Genomic DNA, 13,950 nt, shown 5'->3' with positions numbered 1-13,950 from the left:
AGCCGGTTTAAACATAGTCTGTTCTGCGTTGAAAGAATTTTTTGAGGCGCCACAGTGGCGCATCGCTACCCTGAGATAGCCGTCTTCCATGTTTGGTTCCAACGACGACAAAAAGAACCCGGCCCCGGCCGGTGAAAAGAAGGGCCTGTTCGGTTGGCTGCGCAAGAAGCAGCCGGTTGTCGAACAGCCACAGCCGCCCGCCCAGGATGTACCTGAGCAGGTCGCGCCAACCGTCGCCGAGCCGGCGATCAACGTCGCCCCTGTTTCGGCCCCGACACCCGCAACGCCTGTTGCAGAGGTTGCCCCCGCTGCGGCCCCGGCAACACCGCCTGCCGGGTTGACCTTGCCGGTTCCAGAGGAACCGGTGGCACTGATGGCTGACCTCGAGCCGCATTCGCCGCCCCCGATTCCCCATCGCGATGCACCGGTTGCGCCGCTCGAATCGACCCCGCCGGTGGTTGCAGCGCCTGCGCCAGCCGCCGAACCTGCACCTGCGCCGGTCGTAACTGCGCCGATCACTCAGGCAGCGCCACCTGCGCCTGTGGCTGCACCAGTCGAGCCGGCACCAGAGCGTACCGAAGAAACCAAAACCGGTTTCTTTGCCCGCCTCAAGCAAGGCCTGTCGAAAACCAGCGCCAGCATCGGCGAAGGCATGGCCAGCCTGTTCCTGGGCAAGAAGGCTATCGACGACGACTTGCTCGACGAAATCGAAACCCGTCTGCTGACCGCCGACGTCGGCGTTGAAGCCACATCGGTAATCATCCAGAGCCTGACCCAGAAGGTCGCGCGCAAGCAGTTGGCGGACAGCGATGCCCTGTATAAATCGCTGCAAGGCGAACTGGCCGACCTGCTCAAGCCTGTTGAACAACCGTTGCGCATCCAGTCGCAGAGCACGCCTTTCGTGATTCTGGTCGTCGGTGTCAATGGCGCGGGCAAGACCACCACCATCGGCAAACTGGCGAAGAAACTGCAGCTTGAAGGCAAGAAAGTCATGCTGGCAGCAGGCGACACCTTCCGTGCCGCCGCCGTCGAGCAGTTGCAGGTGTGGGGTGAGCGCAACAATATCCCGGTCATTGCCCAGCACACCGGCGCCGACTCGGCCTCGGTCATCTTTGACGCACTGCAGGCCGCGAAAGCCCGCGGTATCGACGTGCTGATCGCCGACACCGCAGGCCGCCTGCATACCAAAGACAACCTGATGGAAGAACTCAAGAAGGTCCGTCGGGTAATGGGCAAACTCGATGCGGCTGCCCCACACGAAGTCCTGCTGGTGCTGGACGCCGGCACCGGGCAGAACGCCATCAATCAGGCCAAGCACTTCAACCAGAGCGTTGAGCTGACCGGCCTGGCATTGACCAAACTCGACGGCACCGCCAAAGGCGGGGTGATCTTCGCCCTGGCCAAGCAGTTTGGCTTGCCAATTCGTTACATTGGTGTGGGCGAAGGCATCGACGATCTGCGGACCTTCGAGGCCGAACCCTTTGTGAAAGCACTGTTTGCCGAGCGGGAGCATCCATGATCCGATTCGAACAGGTCGCCAAACGCTATCCGAATGGTCACGTTGGCCTGCATGAATTGAGTTTTCGGGTACGTCGGGGCGAATTCCTGTTCGTCACCGGCCATTCCGGCGCCGGCAAGAGCACCTTGCTGCGCCTGCTGCTGGCCATGGAACGTCCGACCAGCGGCAAGTTGCTGCTGGCTGGCCAGGACCTGGGGCAGATCAGCAACGCACAGATCCCGTTCTTACGCCGCCAGATTGGCGTAGTGTTCCAGAACCACCAGTTGCTGTTCGACCGCACCGTGTTCAACAACGTCGCCCTGCCGCTGCAGATTCTTGGCCTGTCCAAGGTCGAGGTGGCCAAGCGGGTCGACTCCGCACTTGAACGCGTGGCCTTGTCGGACAAAGCCGAGCTGTACCCCGGCGACTTGTCCACAGGGCAACAGCAGCGCGTCGGTATCGCCCGGGCCATCGTTCACCGCCCGGCCTTGCTGCTGGCTGACGAACCGACCGGTAACCTTGACCCACGCCTGGCGGCAGAGATCATGGGTGTTTTCGAAGACATCAACCGCCTGGGCACCAGCGTGCTGATCGCCAGCCACGACCTGGCACTGATCGCACGCATGCGTCACCGCATGCTGACCTTGCAGCGCGGCCGTCTGATCGGCGATGGGGAGGCCGGGCAATGAGTGCAACACGTAGTCCCAAGGTTTCCGAGCGGGTGGCACCGAAACCGGCCGACCCTGCCCCGGAGAAGAAAAAACGCGGCAACGACGACGATGACGGCCCGGACTTCGGCACCCTGCTGCATGCGTGGCTGGAAAGCCACCGCTCGAGCCTGCTCGACAGCCTGCGTCGCCTGGGCAAACAACCGATTGGTAGCTTCTTCACCTGCCTGGTGATGGCCGTCGCCCTGAGTCTGCCCATGGGCCTGTCATTGCTGCTGAGCAATGTCGAGCGGCTCGGCGGCTCCTGGCAGCGCGCAGCGCAAATCTCTTTGTACCTGAAGCTGGACGCCAGCAGCCGTGACGGCGAAGCCTTGCGCGACCAGATCAAAGGCATTGCGGGTGTCGCCGAGGCAGAGTTTGTCAGCCGTGATCAAGCCCTCAACGAGTTTCAGAAGCAGTCCGGCCTGGGCGAAGCCCTGCGCGAGCTGCCCGAAAACCCGTTACCCGGTGTAATCGTGGTCACCCCCAAAGAAGTCGACAAACCGGCGCTCGAGGCCTTGCGTCAGCGTCTGGCCGAACTGCCACGGGTTGAACTGGCCCAACTGGACCTGGTCTGGGTCGAGCGCCTGGCAGCGATCCTGAAGCTGGGTGACCGCTTTGTGTTCGGTCTGACCGTGCTGCTGGTCTCGGCGTTGCTGCTGGTAATTGGTAACACCATTCGTCTGCATATCGAGAACCGCCGCATCGAAATTGAAGTCATCAAGCTGGTCGGCGGTACCGATAGCTATGTCCGTCGACCGTTCCTGTACATGGGCGCACTCTACGGATTTGGCGCAGGTGTACTGTCCTGGGGCGTGCTGGCATTTGGCTTGAACTGGCTGAATGATGCGGTGATCGGGCTTTCTGGCCTCTACGGTAGCGATTTCGCACTGGCAGGTGTGCCGCCAGCCGATGGTCTATCGCTCTTGCTTGGTGCAGTGTTGTTAGGGTATATCGGTGCTTGGATTGCGGTCGCTCGTCACTTGAGCGAGCTCGCACCGCGATAAAAGTGTCTTTTTGCCTGCATTGACGTAGCGTTTGGGGGAACTTGTTCTGGGTTCCCCGGTCAATGTTGGCAGTGCCCACGGGCACGAATTCAGTGAGTCGGAGGTTTTTTCGTATGACCACTTCGTTGCAACCTGCTTATGCCCTGGTCCCCGGTGCAAACCTGGAGGCCTACGTACACACGGTCAACAGCATCCCTTTGCTGACCGTCGAGCAGGAGCGTGAACTGGCCGAGAGTCTCTACTACCAGCAGGATCTTGAGGCGGCTCGGCAAATGGTGCTCGCCCACCTGCGTTTTGTCGTGCATATCGCCCGCAGTTACTCGGGTTACGGGCTGGCCCAGGCTGACCTGATCCAGGAAGGTAACGTTGGCCTGATGAAGGCGGTCAAACGCTTCAATCCGGAAATGGGCGTTCGTCTGGTGTCGTTCGCCGTGCACTGGATCAAGGCCGAGATCCACGAATTCATCCTGCGTAACTGGCGGATCGTCAAAGTCGCGACCACCAAGGCTCAGCGCAAGCTGTTCTTCAACCTGCGCAGCCAAAAGAAACGTCTGGCCTGGCTGAACAACGATGAAGTGCATCGTGTAGCCGAAAGCCTGGGTGTAGAGCCGCGTGAAGTCCGCGAGATGGAAAGCCGCCTGACTGGTCAGGACATGGCCTTCGACCCAGCCGCTGAAGCGGACGACGACAGCGCCTTCCAGTCTCCAGCCAACTACCTGGAAGACCACCGTTACGACCCGGCCCGTCAGCTTGAGGATGCCGACTGGAGCGACAACTCCACCAGCAACCTGCACGAAGCCCTGCAAGGCCTGGATGAGCGTAGCCGCGACATTCTCTACCAGCGCTGGCTGGCCGAGGAAAAGGCCACCCTGCATGACCTGGCTGAGAAATACAGCGTGTCGGCTGAGCGTATTCGCCAGCTGGAGAAAAACGCGATGAACAAGGTCAAGGCGCTGATCGTCGCCTGAGACCGCCTTAGCGGCCCAAACCCATCGTTGGCAAGCCAACTCCCACACCGCCTTGTGCAATCCAGTGGAAGTCAGGCTTGCCTGCGATACAGGCGCCGCGAACCGACTGCCCTGCAGAATCATGCGCTAGCTACGTTGACGTAGGCGCCGGCCCTGCCGACGACACCGGCATCCCATCCAATACGCCTTCAACCAATGCCTTGGCCATTTCCGCCGAATGCAGCACCGACCACAACATCCCACGCCCGGTTTCTTCGGCATGGTGCTGACAGTAGTAGTCGGTAACGTCACGGATACCACGCAGCAATAGGGTCGCATGAACCAGCGCGTCTTCGGCCTGGACACCGCTGCAAACGCTGAACATCGGAGGATGACTGGACTGGCAGGTGCCAAAAGGGATGGCGGCAGTGGTGCCAAGGGCGGGCGGCGGATCGGGGACGATTTTTTTCATGGTGCAGCCTCCAAACTCATTATTGAAGCTGACCACCCCTCCTTCTCACAGAATGGGTGGCAGCCATGCGCGGGGTGAGAAACCGGCGAGTTTGGAGACCGGCCAGGCATAAGCCTGCCCGCGCACAGCTACCATAAAGACGCTGCTACACGAAAACTCGCGGGTTCTCACGCCCGATCGCCGATGGAGCGGCGACTGAACGAAAGTAATCTCACGATTCCCCCCGAACAACCTTTCGAGTTCGACAGCGCTCGTAGGATAGTTCCTAAATTCTAGAATTACAGTAGCCCGTGACACCGGTTAACTAGCGCTTCAACGCTTCGCAACACTTTTTATTCCAAAAACAACTAAGCAAATTCCATTTCGATATAAATTCGTCAGTTTTCATGCTGTTAGCATTTCTGTTCGCAATCGCACACAGAAGCGATGCCCCTGCTTTGTTCTGGAGCTTCAATGAATCTGCCGTTAACCCTTAACCTGCTGGCGTTCCTCGCATTGCTGCTAGGCCTGGCACAAACCCGTAACAGCACCTGGAGCCTGGCGAAGAAGGTCCTCGCGGGCCTGATCCTCGGCGTACTGTTCGGAACCGCTCTGCATGCCATTTATGGCGCCGGCCACCCGGTGCTCAAGGCCACCCTCAGTTGGCTCGATCTGGTCGGTAACGGCTATGTGCAGTTGCTGCAGATGATCGTCATGCCGCTGATCTTCGCGTCGATCCTCAGCGCTGTGGCCCGTTTGCACAACGCCTCGTCACTGGGCCGGATCAGCTTCCTGACCATCGGCACCCTGCTGTTCACCACGGCCATTGCCGCGCTGATCGGCATCGTGCTGACCAACCTGTTCGGTCTGAGTGCTGAAGGGCTGGTCGCCGGCACTCAGGAAATGGCGCGCATGCAGGCCATCCAGAGCGATTACGCCGGTAAGGTCGCCGACCTGAATATCCCGCAATTGCTGCTGTCGTTCATCCCGCAGAACCCGGTGGGTGATCTAGCCCGGGCCAAGCCAACCTCGATCATCAGTGTGGTGATCTTCGCGGCCTTCCTCGGCGTGGCCGCGCTGCAGCTGCTCAAGGACGATGCAGAGAAAGGCAACCGTGCCCTGGCGGCCATCGACACCCTGCAAGCCTGGGTGATGCGCCTGGTTCGCCTGGTGATGAAGCTGACCCCCTACGGCGTGCTCGCACTGATGACCAAGGTGGTGGCCAGCTCGAACCTGGACGACATCCTCAAACTGGGTAGCTTTGTGGTGGTGTCCTACATCGGCCTGGGGCTGATGTTCGTGGTGCATGGCCTGTTGCTGTCGCTGAGCGGCATCAACCCGCTGCGCTTCTTGCGCAAGGTCTGGCCGGTGCTGACCTTCGCCTTCACCAGCCGCTCCAGTGCAGCCAGTATTCCGCTGAATATCGAAGCGCAAACCCAGCGCCTGGGCGTGCCGCAGTCGATTGCCAGCTTCGCTGCCTCGTTCGGCGCCACCATTGGCCAGAACGGCTGTGCCGGCCTGTACCCGGCAATGCTGGCGGTAATGGTTGCGCCTGCAGTGGGCATCAACCCGCTCGACCCTCTGTGGATCGCAACCTTGGTAGCGATTGTGACCCTGAGTTCGGCCGGTGTGGCGGGCGTTGGGGGCGGGGCTACCTTCGCCGCACTGATCGTGCTGCCAGCGATGGGCTTGCCTGTGGAACTGGTGGCGCTGCTGATTTCCGTAGAACCGCTGATCGACATGGGCCGCACAGCGCTGAACGTCAGTGGCTCAATGACAGCGGGCGTGATTACCAGCCAGATGATGCAGCAGACCGACAAGGCACTGCTGGCAGCGGATGAACACGCGGCGCTGTCAAATACCTGAGTTGGGCGTCAGCGCCTACAAGGCCTTCTCCCAGACCTCGAAGTGATACGCCGGGGTCTGTTCATTGGCCGGGTTTTCCTGGGTGGATGCCAAGCGCCAGTGCGCAGCATCAAACTCAGGGAACCAGGCGTCCCCTTCCGGGCTCAACTCGACCCGGGTCAGGTACAAGCGATCTGCCAGACCACGCGCCAGCGCTTGGGTGTAGAGCTGCGCACCGCCGATCAGCATCAGCTCGTCCACACCTTGCTCACGCGCCCAGGCGTCGGCACGGGCGATGGCCGCCTCCAGCGAATCGAACACCTCGGCACCTTCCAGTGTCAGCCCGGGCTGGCGGCTGACCACCAGATTGAGCCGCCCCGGCAATGGTCGACCGAGCGAATCCCAGGTCTTGCGACCCATGATGATCGGCTTGCCCAAGGTGGTGGCCTTGAAGTACTTGAAATCCCCCGGCAGGTGCCAGGGCATGCGGTTGTCGATGCCGATCACACGGTTCTCGGCGAGCGCCGCGATCAGGCTGAGGGGAAGTGATGTTTTCATGTCGGCGAGGATAGCAAAGCCCGCTGTGCCACGCCTGGGTTATGCTCTGGACTGACGTGATCAATGGACTTTTGCGTGACTGGACTGACAGACCTGGACAAACGCTGGCTTACCGAAGCGGTACGCTTGCGCGAAGAACACGCCGGCCCTCTGGACGATCAGGAGGCTAATCGCCGTGCCCGCCAACTGGGGGGCGACCTCGCAACGCGGATCGAAAACCGTGCGCTCTGGCTGGCTGAACGTGACGGCATGCGTGCCGCGCTGCTGCACTGGAAACAGGGCGCGCGACTGGCACTGCTGGTGCTGCTGGCGGTGGCTGTGCTGAGCGGTGCCGGTTTGGCCTTTGCCGCGCTGGGCGACGGCCAGCGACCGGTGAATGTGTTCTGGGCCGTGGGCAGCCTGCTCGGGGTCAACCTGCTGCTGTTGCTGAGCTGGGCCATGAGCTTTTCCCTGGCTGGCGAGCAAGGTGCAAGCCTGGGCCGTGTGTGGCTATGGCTGAGCGAAAAGCTCGCCCGTGACGCGCAGGCGGTGCATCTGGCGCCGGCCTTACTGCTGTTGTTGCAACGCCAGCGGCTCAACCGCTGGCTGCTCGGGGCACTGGTCAACGGCCTCTGGCTATTGGCACTGGGCAGCGCCCTGCTGGTGCTGCTGGTACTGCTGGCAACCCGCCGTTATGGCTTTGTCTGGGAGACCACCATCCTCGGCGACCAGACCTTCATTGACCTGACCCAGGCACTCGGTGCCTTGCCGGCACTGCTGGGTTTCAGCGTACCGGACGTGGCCATGATCCGCGCCAGCGGCGTCAGCCAGCCGGTGCTGGAACTGGCCCGTCAGGCGTGGGCCGGCTGGTTGCTGGGCGTGCTGGTGGTCTACGGCCTGCTGCCGCGCCTGCTGCTGGCCGCGACCTGCCTGTGGCGCTGGCGACGCGGCCGTCAGCACCTGAGCCTGGACCTGCAACTGCCCGGCTACAGCACCCTGCGTGAGGCCCTGATGCCCAGTAGCGAACGCTTGGGGATCAACGACCCAGAACCCGCGGCCATGCCAGAGGTCACTCGTCTGGCCGACGCGGAACACAGCGCAGGCGCCCTGCTGGTGGGCCTTGAGCTGGACGACCAGCGCCCGTGGCCACCCGCACTACCCGCCAGCGTCGTGGATGCCGGCATCCTCGACAGCCGCGAGTCGCGCAACCGGCTGCTGGAGCAACTGAGCCGCTTCCCCCCTGCACGCTTGGCGATAGCCTGCGACCCACGCCGCTCGCCGGACCGTGGCAGCCTGGCGTTGATCGCCGAACTGGCGCGCAGCGCCGGGGCCACGCGGATCTGGCTGATGCAAGCGCCGCCTGGGCAAGCACTGGACAGCGAGCGACTGGGCGACTGGCATCAGGCGCTGGAAAAACTTGACCTGAGGTTCGCCGACACGGCGCCCTTGCACTGGCTGGAGCATGGCCATGACTGAGCCCTTGAAGCTGGCCGTGGTCGGCCACACCAACGTCGGCAAGACCTCGCTGCTGCGCACCCTCACCCGCGATGTGGGGTTTGGTGAAGTGTCACACCGGCCCAGCACCACCCGCCACGTGGAAGGCGCACGGTTGTCGGTGGCGGGCGAGCCCCTGCTGGAGCTTTACGACACACCGGGCCTGGAAGACGCCATCGCCCTGCTCGACTACCTCGAACGCCTGGAGCGGCCCGGCGAACGCCTCGACGGCCCGGCACGACTGGAGCGCTTTCTGCAGGGCAGCGAAGCCCACCAGCGTTTTGAACAGGAAGCCAAGGTGCTGCGCCAGTTACTGGCCAGCGATGCCGGGCTATACGTGATCGATGCCCGCGAGCCGGTGCTGGCCAAATACCGCGATGAACTGGAGGTGTTGGCAGGCTGCGGTAAACCGCTGCTGCCGGTGCTCAATTTCGTCGCCAGCAGCAACCATCGTGAACCGGACTGGCGCGAAGCGCTGGCCCGTTTGGGGCTGCATGCGCTGGTGCGCTTCGATAGCGTGGCCCCACCGGAAGATGGCGAACGCAGGCTTTATGAGAGCCTTGGCATTCTGCTGGAAAGTGCCCGCCCGGCCCTGCAGCGCTTGATCGACGACCAACAGGCGCAGCGCGAAGCGCGTCGTCACAGCGCCCGCCAACTGATCGCCGAATTGCTGCTCGACTGCGCAGCCTGTCGCCGCAGTGTAGTGGCAGACCCCGCACAGGAGGCGGCGGCTATCGAGCAGTTGCGCCAGACCATACGCCAACGTGAACAACGTTGCGTCGACGCCTTGCTCAAGCTCTATGCGTTCCGCAGCCAGGATGCCAGCGCCGAGGACCTGCCGTTGCTCGACGGACGCTGGGGCGATGACCTGTTCAACCCGGAAACCCTCAAGCTGCTGGGTGTTCGCCTGGGTAGCGGCGTGGCGGCAGGGGCTGCCGCAGGTGCGGGCGTTGACTTGCTGGTAGGTGGCCTGACCCTGGGCGCGGCAGCATTGGCTGGCGCCATTGCCGGCGGCGCGCTGCAGACCGCACGCAACTATGGCTCGCGCTTGCTGGGCAAGCTCAAAGGGCAACGTGAACTGACAGTGGACGATGGTGTGTTACGCCTGCTGGCCTTGCGTCAGCGCCAGCTGGCCCAGGCATTGGACCACCGTGGGCACGCAGCACAGGCGCGCATCACACTGGGCACACCACAGGACAACAGCTGGCGTGACGGCAAGCTACCCGAAGCCCTCAACAAGGCTCGGGCGCACCCGCAGTGGTCATCGCTCAATGCGGGGGCGCGGCTGAGCCAGGCAGAGCGCCTGGAGCAGCTTGAAGCCTTGGTGCAAGAGCTGTAGGCCCTGTCACTTACTGCTGCGCCACCTTTTCCGACTTGCCGTCATAGCGCTTGCGCCATTCAGCCAGGATACCGTCACGGTTTTTCGAGGCCCAGGCGAAGTCGTTCTTGATCAGGCGCTGTTCATAGTCGGCTGGCAGTTCGGTCTGCGGCTTGGCGATGCCCGGCTGAGCCAGCACGGCGAAGTTTTCCTTGTACAACTCCATCGCCGCCGGGCTGGCGGAGAAGTCGGCCAAGCGCTTGGCGGCTGCTTCATGCTGGCTGCCCTTGAGTACGGCAGTAGCCTCGATCTCCCAGCCCAGGCCTTCTTTTGGCAAGACGATGTCCAACGGCGCACCTTGGCGCTTGAGCTGAACCGCCGGGTACTCGAAGGAAATACCAATCGGGAATTCACCGGCCGCGGCCAACTTGCAGGGTTTGGAACCGGAGTGAACGTACTGGCCGATGTTCTGGTGCAGAGCATCCATGTACGCCCAGCCCTGTGGTTCACCAAAGGTCTGCAACCAGGCGCTGACGTCCAGGAAGCCAGTGCCGGAGGACGCAGGGTTCGGCATGACGATCTTGCCCTTGTATTCCGGCTTGGTCAGGTCCTGCCAGCTCAGAGGCTTGCTCAGGCCCTGCTTCTCGGCCTCGATGGTGTTGAAGCAGATGGTCGCCGCCCAGACGTCCATGCCAACCCAGGCCGGTGGATTGGCCGCGTCGCGGTAGTTGCCACCGATCTTTTCCAGGTCTTTGGGGGCGTAGTGCTGCAGCATGCCCTGCTGGTCAAGAACCGCCAGGCTGGAGGCCGCCAGGCCCCAGACCGCATCGGCTTGCGGGCGATCCTTTTCCGCCAGCAGCTTGGCGGTAATGATGCCGGTGGAGTCACGTACCCATTTGATCTCGATATCCGGGTTGGCCTTCTCGAAGGCCTGTTTGTAGGTCTTCAACTGCTCGGCCTCCAGTGCGGTGTACACCGTCAGTTGAGTCGTAGCGGCCTGGGCCTGCACAGTCATGGCAGTGAGGACGGCAGCGGCAAGAGCAAGTGGCTTGAACATGGTGCGGTTCCTTGAGCGGTACAGGTTAGAGGGTGATCAGTGGCCTGGCGCACGCTGGCGCCAGGCTTGGGAGCGTTGCAGCAGGCCGCGCGAGGCCCAGGCCAGCAGCAACGAGACGGCCGCGCTGGTCAGCAGAATCAGGGTGGACATGGCCGCCGCGCCGCCGACGTTGCCGGCATCGTCCATGTTCAACACAGCGACGGCGGCGAGGATGGTGTCGGGGCTGTAGAGGAAGATCGCCGCTGACACCGTGGTCATCGCCGAGACGAACAGGTAGCGAATGATGTCCAGCAGTGCGGGCAGGCAGATCGGCACAGTCACCCGCAGGAAATGCCGGTACAGCGGCGCCTTGAGCGACAGTGCGGCGGCCTCGAACTCGCCGTCGAGTTGGCGCAGTGCGGTGGTCGCGGTCATCTGAGCGGTGGTCAAATAATGTGCAATGGTGCACACCACCAGCAGCGTCATGCTGCCGTAGAACACATGCAACGGGTTGCCGCTCAAGTTGAAGAAGAAGACATAGCCCAGACCCAGCACCAGCCCCGGCACAGCCATCGGCACAAAGCTGAGCAGGCGCAGCAGCAGGTTCAGGCTGCGTTGGCCGCGGGTTTTCTCCATCAGGTAGGCACCGGTGAAGATCACCACACTGCCAATCAGTGCCACACCCAGGGCCATGGTCAGGCTGTTGCGATAAGCGAGCCAGCCGCCACCGGCGGTGTCGTCGAACTGGTAGTGCTTCAGCGAAAGCGACAGGTTGTAAGGCCAGAACTTCACCAGCGACGAGTAAACCGCCATACCTACCACCAGCAACAGAATCGCGCACACCAGCAGTACCAGCGCCAGGAACCAGCCATCGCGCTGCCGCGATGGCGCCGGCAGGAACACCTGTGCCCGGCCACTCATTGCATCGCCCTGACGGCGGCGCAACCAGGCATCGACCGCGAAGCTGAACAGCGCTGGCAGCAACAGCACCATACCGATCAGTGCGCCGCGACCGAACTGCTGCTGCCCCACTACCGCCTTGTAGGCTTCCAGCGCCAACACCTGATAGTCGCCGCCCACCACGACCGGCACACCGAAGTCCGTGATGGTCAGGGTGAATACCAGGCAGAATGCAGCGAAGACCGCCTGCCGGGTTGCAGGCCAGGTAATGCTGTGGAACGCCCGCCAAGGGCCTGCGCCCATACTGGAGGCTGCATCGAACAACCGTGCATCGGCCAGCGACAGTGCCGACAGCAGGATCATCAGGGCATGAGGAAAGGTGTAGATCGCCTCGCCAAGGACAATGCCCCAGAAACCGTAGATGTTGTCGTTGAGCAGACCGCGCAGCAGCCCCTGGTTACCGAACAGGTAGACCAGCGCAATGGCAGGCAACATCGACGGCGCCAGCAGTGGCAACAGCGAAATCCCGCGCCAGATCGACTTGCCCGGAATCAGCGTGCGCTGCAGGGCATAGGCGAACAGGTAGGCCACGGGCACGACGATGGCTGCCACACTCAGCGATACCTTGAGACTGTTGCCCAGCAACCAATGGAAATTGGCGCTGGTCACCAGCTCAATGGCCGCCGTCAGGCCACCGCCCTGCCCGGCCTCGCTGCTGAAACCACGCCAGAAGATAGCAAGCAGCGGCAGCAGGACAGCGACGGTCAACAGCAGCAGCAACACCACCTTACCGCCGACCACGAACAGGCGATCACCCCGTGCGATGCGGGCCGATTGAGTGCGGGACGCCTGAGCGCCCGGCAGTGCGATTGGCGCAGCCATCTCAGGCAAACACCTGCAAGCTGCGCGGTGGCAGGGCGACCCAGATGTCCTGTGAACCCAGGCGCGGCATGGCCTCCGGCGCGACTTCCGCCAACAGCGGATGGCCAGGCAGTTCGTTGAACTCAAAGCTCATGCGGCAGCGGTTGCCGAGGAACGTGATCTCCCGCACCCGGGCCGGGAACAGGTTTTCTTCGTGGGTCGGCGGGTTGACACTGATCGCCTCGGGGCGGCAGAACAACCGACCGCTGCGGGCCTGGCTAGCGCCTTGGTCGAGGCGCATGTTCATCGAACCGACCTGCGCATGGCTGTCGCTGCTGCGCTGGAACGGCAGCCAGTTACCCTGGCCGACGAACTCGGCCACAAACGGAGTGGCCGGTTTGTCATAAATCGCCTGCGGGGAGGCGTACTGCTCAACCTGCCCGTTGTTCATCACGGCAATGCGGTCGGCCATCAGCATGGCCTCGTCCTGATTGTGAGTCACCATCAGGGTGGTGATGCCAAGCTGACGCTGCAGTTGGCGTAGCTCGCTGCACAAGTGCTCACGCACACGGGCGTCGAGCGCCGACATTGGTTCATCGAGCAGCAACAGTGAGGGGGCTGGCGCCAGGGCACGCGCCAAGGCAACGCGCTGCTGCTGCCCGCCAGAGAGTTGGCCGGGGTACTTTTTCTCGCTGCCCGACAGGCCAACCAGCTCCAGCATCTGCGCGACACGCTGGCGCACTTCATCACGGCCACTACCGCTCAGGCCATAGGCAATGTTGGCTTCGACCGTGAGGTTGGGAAACAGCGCATAGGACTGGAACAGAATGCCGTAGTCCCGCGCCTGCGGTGGCAGGTCGGAGATGTCACGATCACCGATGTACAGCGTGCCACGGTCCTGACGCTCCAACCCGGCGATGCAACGCAGCAACGTGGTCTTGCCACACCCGGAAGGGCCAAGCAGGCAGACCAGTTCGCCTGCGGCGATATCCAGGGATACATCTTGCAGTGCCGTGAAAGCACCGAAGCGTTTGTGGATGCCGCGCACCTTCATCTGTGCGCCAGGGTTTACGAGTGGGTTGTTCATGGCAGGGCCTCACCGAGCAGATGAGGGTCATGCTAGGAGGCGAATGCGAAGCTTCTGTGGCGCCCAGGCAAAAGCTACCGATAGTGGTATAGGCAGATTTGGGTTAACTGCCATTGCCAGCAAAGCCGCACCTTTTGCAGCGGCGGGGTGCCCGTGGGTGCGCAGCGCCTGCATCGCGGGCAAGCCTGAACTGGCCTAATGATTTTGGACACTTTGATCGGGCGCTATGATGGCGCCCATATCAGAGGATGTTCCGATGCGA

12 protein-coding genes are annotated in these 13,950 nt (G+C 62.5%); 7 read left to right on the top strand and 5 right to left on the bottom strand.

Translation table 11 applies throughout. From position 1 onward, the window contains the following. The first annotated feature begins 88 nt into the window (after positions 1–88). The 4 genes from ftsY to rpoH all read left to right on the top strand — a co-directional run bounded on the left by ftsY (position 89) and on the right by rpoH (position 4,180). Positions 89–1,519 carry a signal recognition particle-docking protein FtsY gene (ftsY, locus tag CYD26_RS17575; protein ID WP_102053205.1) on the top strand — a complete coding sequence of 477 codons (1,431 nt, stop codon included), beginning with the start codon at positions 89–91 and terminating at the stop codon, positions 1,517–1,519. Further along, positions 1,516–2,187 carry a cell division ATP-binding protein FtsE gene (ftsE, locus tag CYD26_RS17570; RefSeq protein ID WP_065757980.1) on the top strand — a complete coding sequence of 224 codons (672 nt, stop codon included), beginning with the start codon at positions 1,516–1,518 and terminating at the stop codon, positions 2,185–2,187. Before ftsY ends, ftsE begins: the two co-directional genes overlap by 4 nt. Continuing rightward, positions 2,184–3,212, top strand: a complete 1,029-nt coding sequence (ftsX, locus tag CYD26_RS17565; RefSeq protein WP_065757981.1) for a permease-like cell division protein FtsX — start codon at positions 2,184–2,186, stop codon at positions 3,210–3,212. Before ftsE ends, ftsX begins: the two co-directional genes overlap by 4 nt. A 113-nt stretch (positions 3,213–3,325) precedes the next feature. After that, the gene (gene rpoH / locus CYD26_RS17560; protein ID WP_065757982.1) at positions 3,326–4,180 is read left to right on the top strand and encodes an RNA polymerase sigma factor RpoH; all 855 of its coding nucleotides are present in this window, start codon (positions 3,326–3,328) and stop codon (positions 4,178–4,180) included. Between the two features lie 130 nt (positions 4,181–4,310). On the opposite strand, the gene CYD26_RS17555 is transcribed toward rpoH, so the two are convergent. Continuing rightward, complete coding sequence (locus tag CYD26_RS17555; RefSeq protein ID WP_065757983.1) at positions 4,311–4,631, bottom strand: DUF3077 domain-containing protein; 321 nt, start codon at positions 4,629–4,631, stop codon at positions 4,311–4,313. 453 nt (positions 4,632–5,084) lie between these two features. Between CYD26_RS17555 and CYD26_RS17545 the strand changes: the two genes are divergently transcribed. Beyond that, positions 5,085–6,476, top strand: coding sequence for an L-cystine transporter (locus CYD26_RS17545; protein ID WP_099773318.1), 1,392 nt, complete (start codon positions 5,085–5,087; stop codon positions 6,474–6,476). Positions 6,477–6,491: 15 nt separating this feature from the next. Here the strand turns inward: CYD26_RS17545 and CYD26_RS17540 are convergent, their stop codons facing one another. After that, positions 6,492–7,013: a dihydrofolate reductase gene (locus CYD26_RS17540; protein ID WP_099773317.1), complete on the bottom strand. Its 522-nt coding sequence runs from the start codon at positions 7,011–7,013 to the stop codon at positions 6,492–6,494. A 63-nt stretch (positions 7,014–7,076) separates the two neighbouring features. On the opposite strand from CYD26_RS17540, the gene CYD26_RS17535 reads away from it, so the two are divergent. Together CYD26_RS17535 and CYD26_RS17530 are read left to right on the top strand one after the other, a co-directional pair. Next, the gene (locus CYD26_RS17535) at positions 7,077–8,468 is read left to right on the top strand and encodes a DUF2868 domain-containing protein (protein ID WP_102053203.1); all 1,392 of its coding nucleotides are present in this window, start codon (positions 7,077–7,079) and stop codon (positions 8,466–8,468) included. After that, the gene (locus CYD26_RS17530) at positions 8,461–9,825 is read left to right on the top strand and encodes a GTPase/DUF3482 domain-containing protein (RefSeq protein ID WP_065757987.1); all 1,365 of its coding nucleotides are present in this window, start codon (positions 8,461–8,463) and stop codon (positions 9,823–9,825) included. The genes CYD26_RS17535 and CYD26_RS17530 overlap by 8 nt, the downstream gene beginning before the upstream one ends. 10 nt (positions 9,826–9,835) lie before the next feature. Here CYD26_RS17530 and CYD26_RS17525 read toward each other — a convergent pair whose 3' ends face one another. From CYD26_RS17525 to CYD26_RS17515, 3 genes are read right to left on the bottom strand one after another with little or no spacing between them, the layout of a single operon-like run. Next, positions 9,836–10,861, bottom strand: coding sequence for a putative 2-aminoethylphosphonate ABC transporter substrate-binding protein (locus CYD26_RS17525; RefSeq protein ID WP_099773314.1), 1,026 nt, complete (start codon positions 10,859–10,861; stop codon positions 9,836–9,838). A 36-nt stretch (positions 10,862–10,897) separates the two neighbouring features. Further along, a complete protein-coding gene (locus CYD26_RS17520) occupies positions 10,898–12,622 on the bottom strand; it encodes a putative 2-aminoethylphosphonate ABC transporter permease subunit (protein ID WP_065757989.1) in 1,725 nt (574 codons plus the stop codon). 1 nt (position 12,623) lies between these two features. Then, the gene (locus tag CYD26_RS17515) at positions 12,624–13,688 is read right to left on the bottom strand and encodes a putative 2-aminoethylphosphonate ABC transporter ATP-binding protein (protein WP_065757990.1); all 1,065 of its coding nucleotides are present in this window, start codon (positions 13,686–13,688) and stop codon (positions 12,624–12,626) included. Positions 13,689–13,950 lie beyond the last annotated feature (262 nt).

It is taken from the genome of Pseudomonas sp. FFUP_PS_473, assembly GCF_002858665.1.
GTDB lineage: Bacteria > Pseudomonadota > Gammaproteobacteria > Pseudomonadales > Pseudomonadaceae > Aquipseudomonas > Aquipseudomonas defluvii.
The sequence above is the reverse complement of the archived record's forward strand: the minus strand, read 5'-3'. Positions and strand labels throughout refer to the sequence as shown.

Coding starts and splice junctions, on each gene's coding strand:
- ftsE (WP_065757980.1), top strand. CDS start 1,516: ATGATCCGATTCGAACAGGTCGCCAAACGCTATCCGAATGGTCACGTT.
- CYD26_RS17540 (WP_099773317.1), bottom strand. CDS start 7,013: ATGAAAACATCACTTCCCCTCAGCCTGATCGCGGCGCTCGCCGAGAAC.
- CYD26_RS17530 (WP_065757987.1), top strand. CDS start 8,461: ATGACTGAGCCCTTGAAGCTGGCCGTGGTCGGCCACACCAACGTCGGC.
- CYD26_RS17515 (WP_065757990.1), bottom strand. CDS start 13,688: ATGAACAACCCACTCGTAAACCCTGGCGCACAGATGAAGGTGCGCGGC.
- rpoH (WP_065757982.1), top strand. CDS start 3,326: ATGACCACTTCGTTGCAACCTGCTTATGCCCTGGTCCCCGGTGCAAAC.
- CYD26_RS17520 (WP_065757989.1), bottom strand. CDS start 12,622: ATGGCTGCGCCAATCGCACTGCCGGGCGCTCAGGCGTCCCGCACTCAA.
- CYD26_RS17545 (WP_099773318.1), top strand. CDS start 5,085: ATGAATCTGCCGTTAACCCTTAACCTGCTGGCGTTCCTCGCATTGCTG.
- ftsX (WP_065757981.1), top strand. CDS start 2,184: ATGAGTGCAACACGTAGTCCCAAGGTTTCCGAGCGGGTGGCACCGAAA.
- ftsY (WP_102053205.1), top strand. CDS start 89: ATGTTTGGTTCCAACGACGACAAAAAGAACCCGGCCCCGGCCGGTGAA.
- CYD26_RS17525 (WP_099773314.1), bottom strand. CDS start 10,861: ATGTTCAAGCCACTTGCTCTTGCCGCTGCCGTCCTCACTGCCATGACT.
- CYD26_RS17555 (WP_065757983.1), bottom strand. CDS start 4,631: ATGAAAAAAATCGTCCCCGATCCGCCGCCCGCCCTTGGCACCACTGCC.
- CYD26_RS17535 (WP_102053203.1), top strand. CDS start 7,077: ATGGACTTTTGCGTGACTGGACTGACAGACCTGGACAAACGCTGGCTT.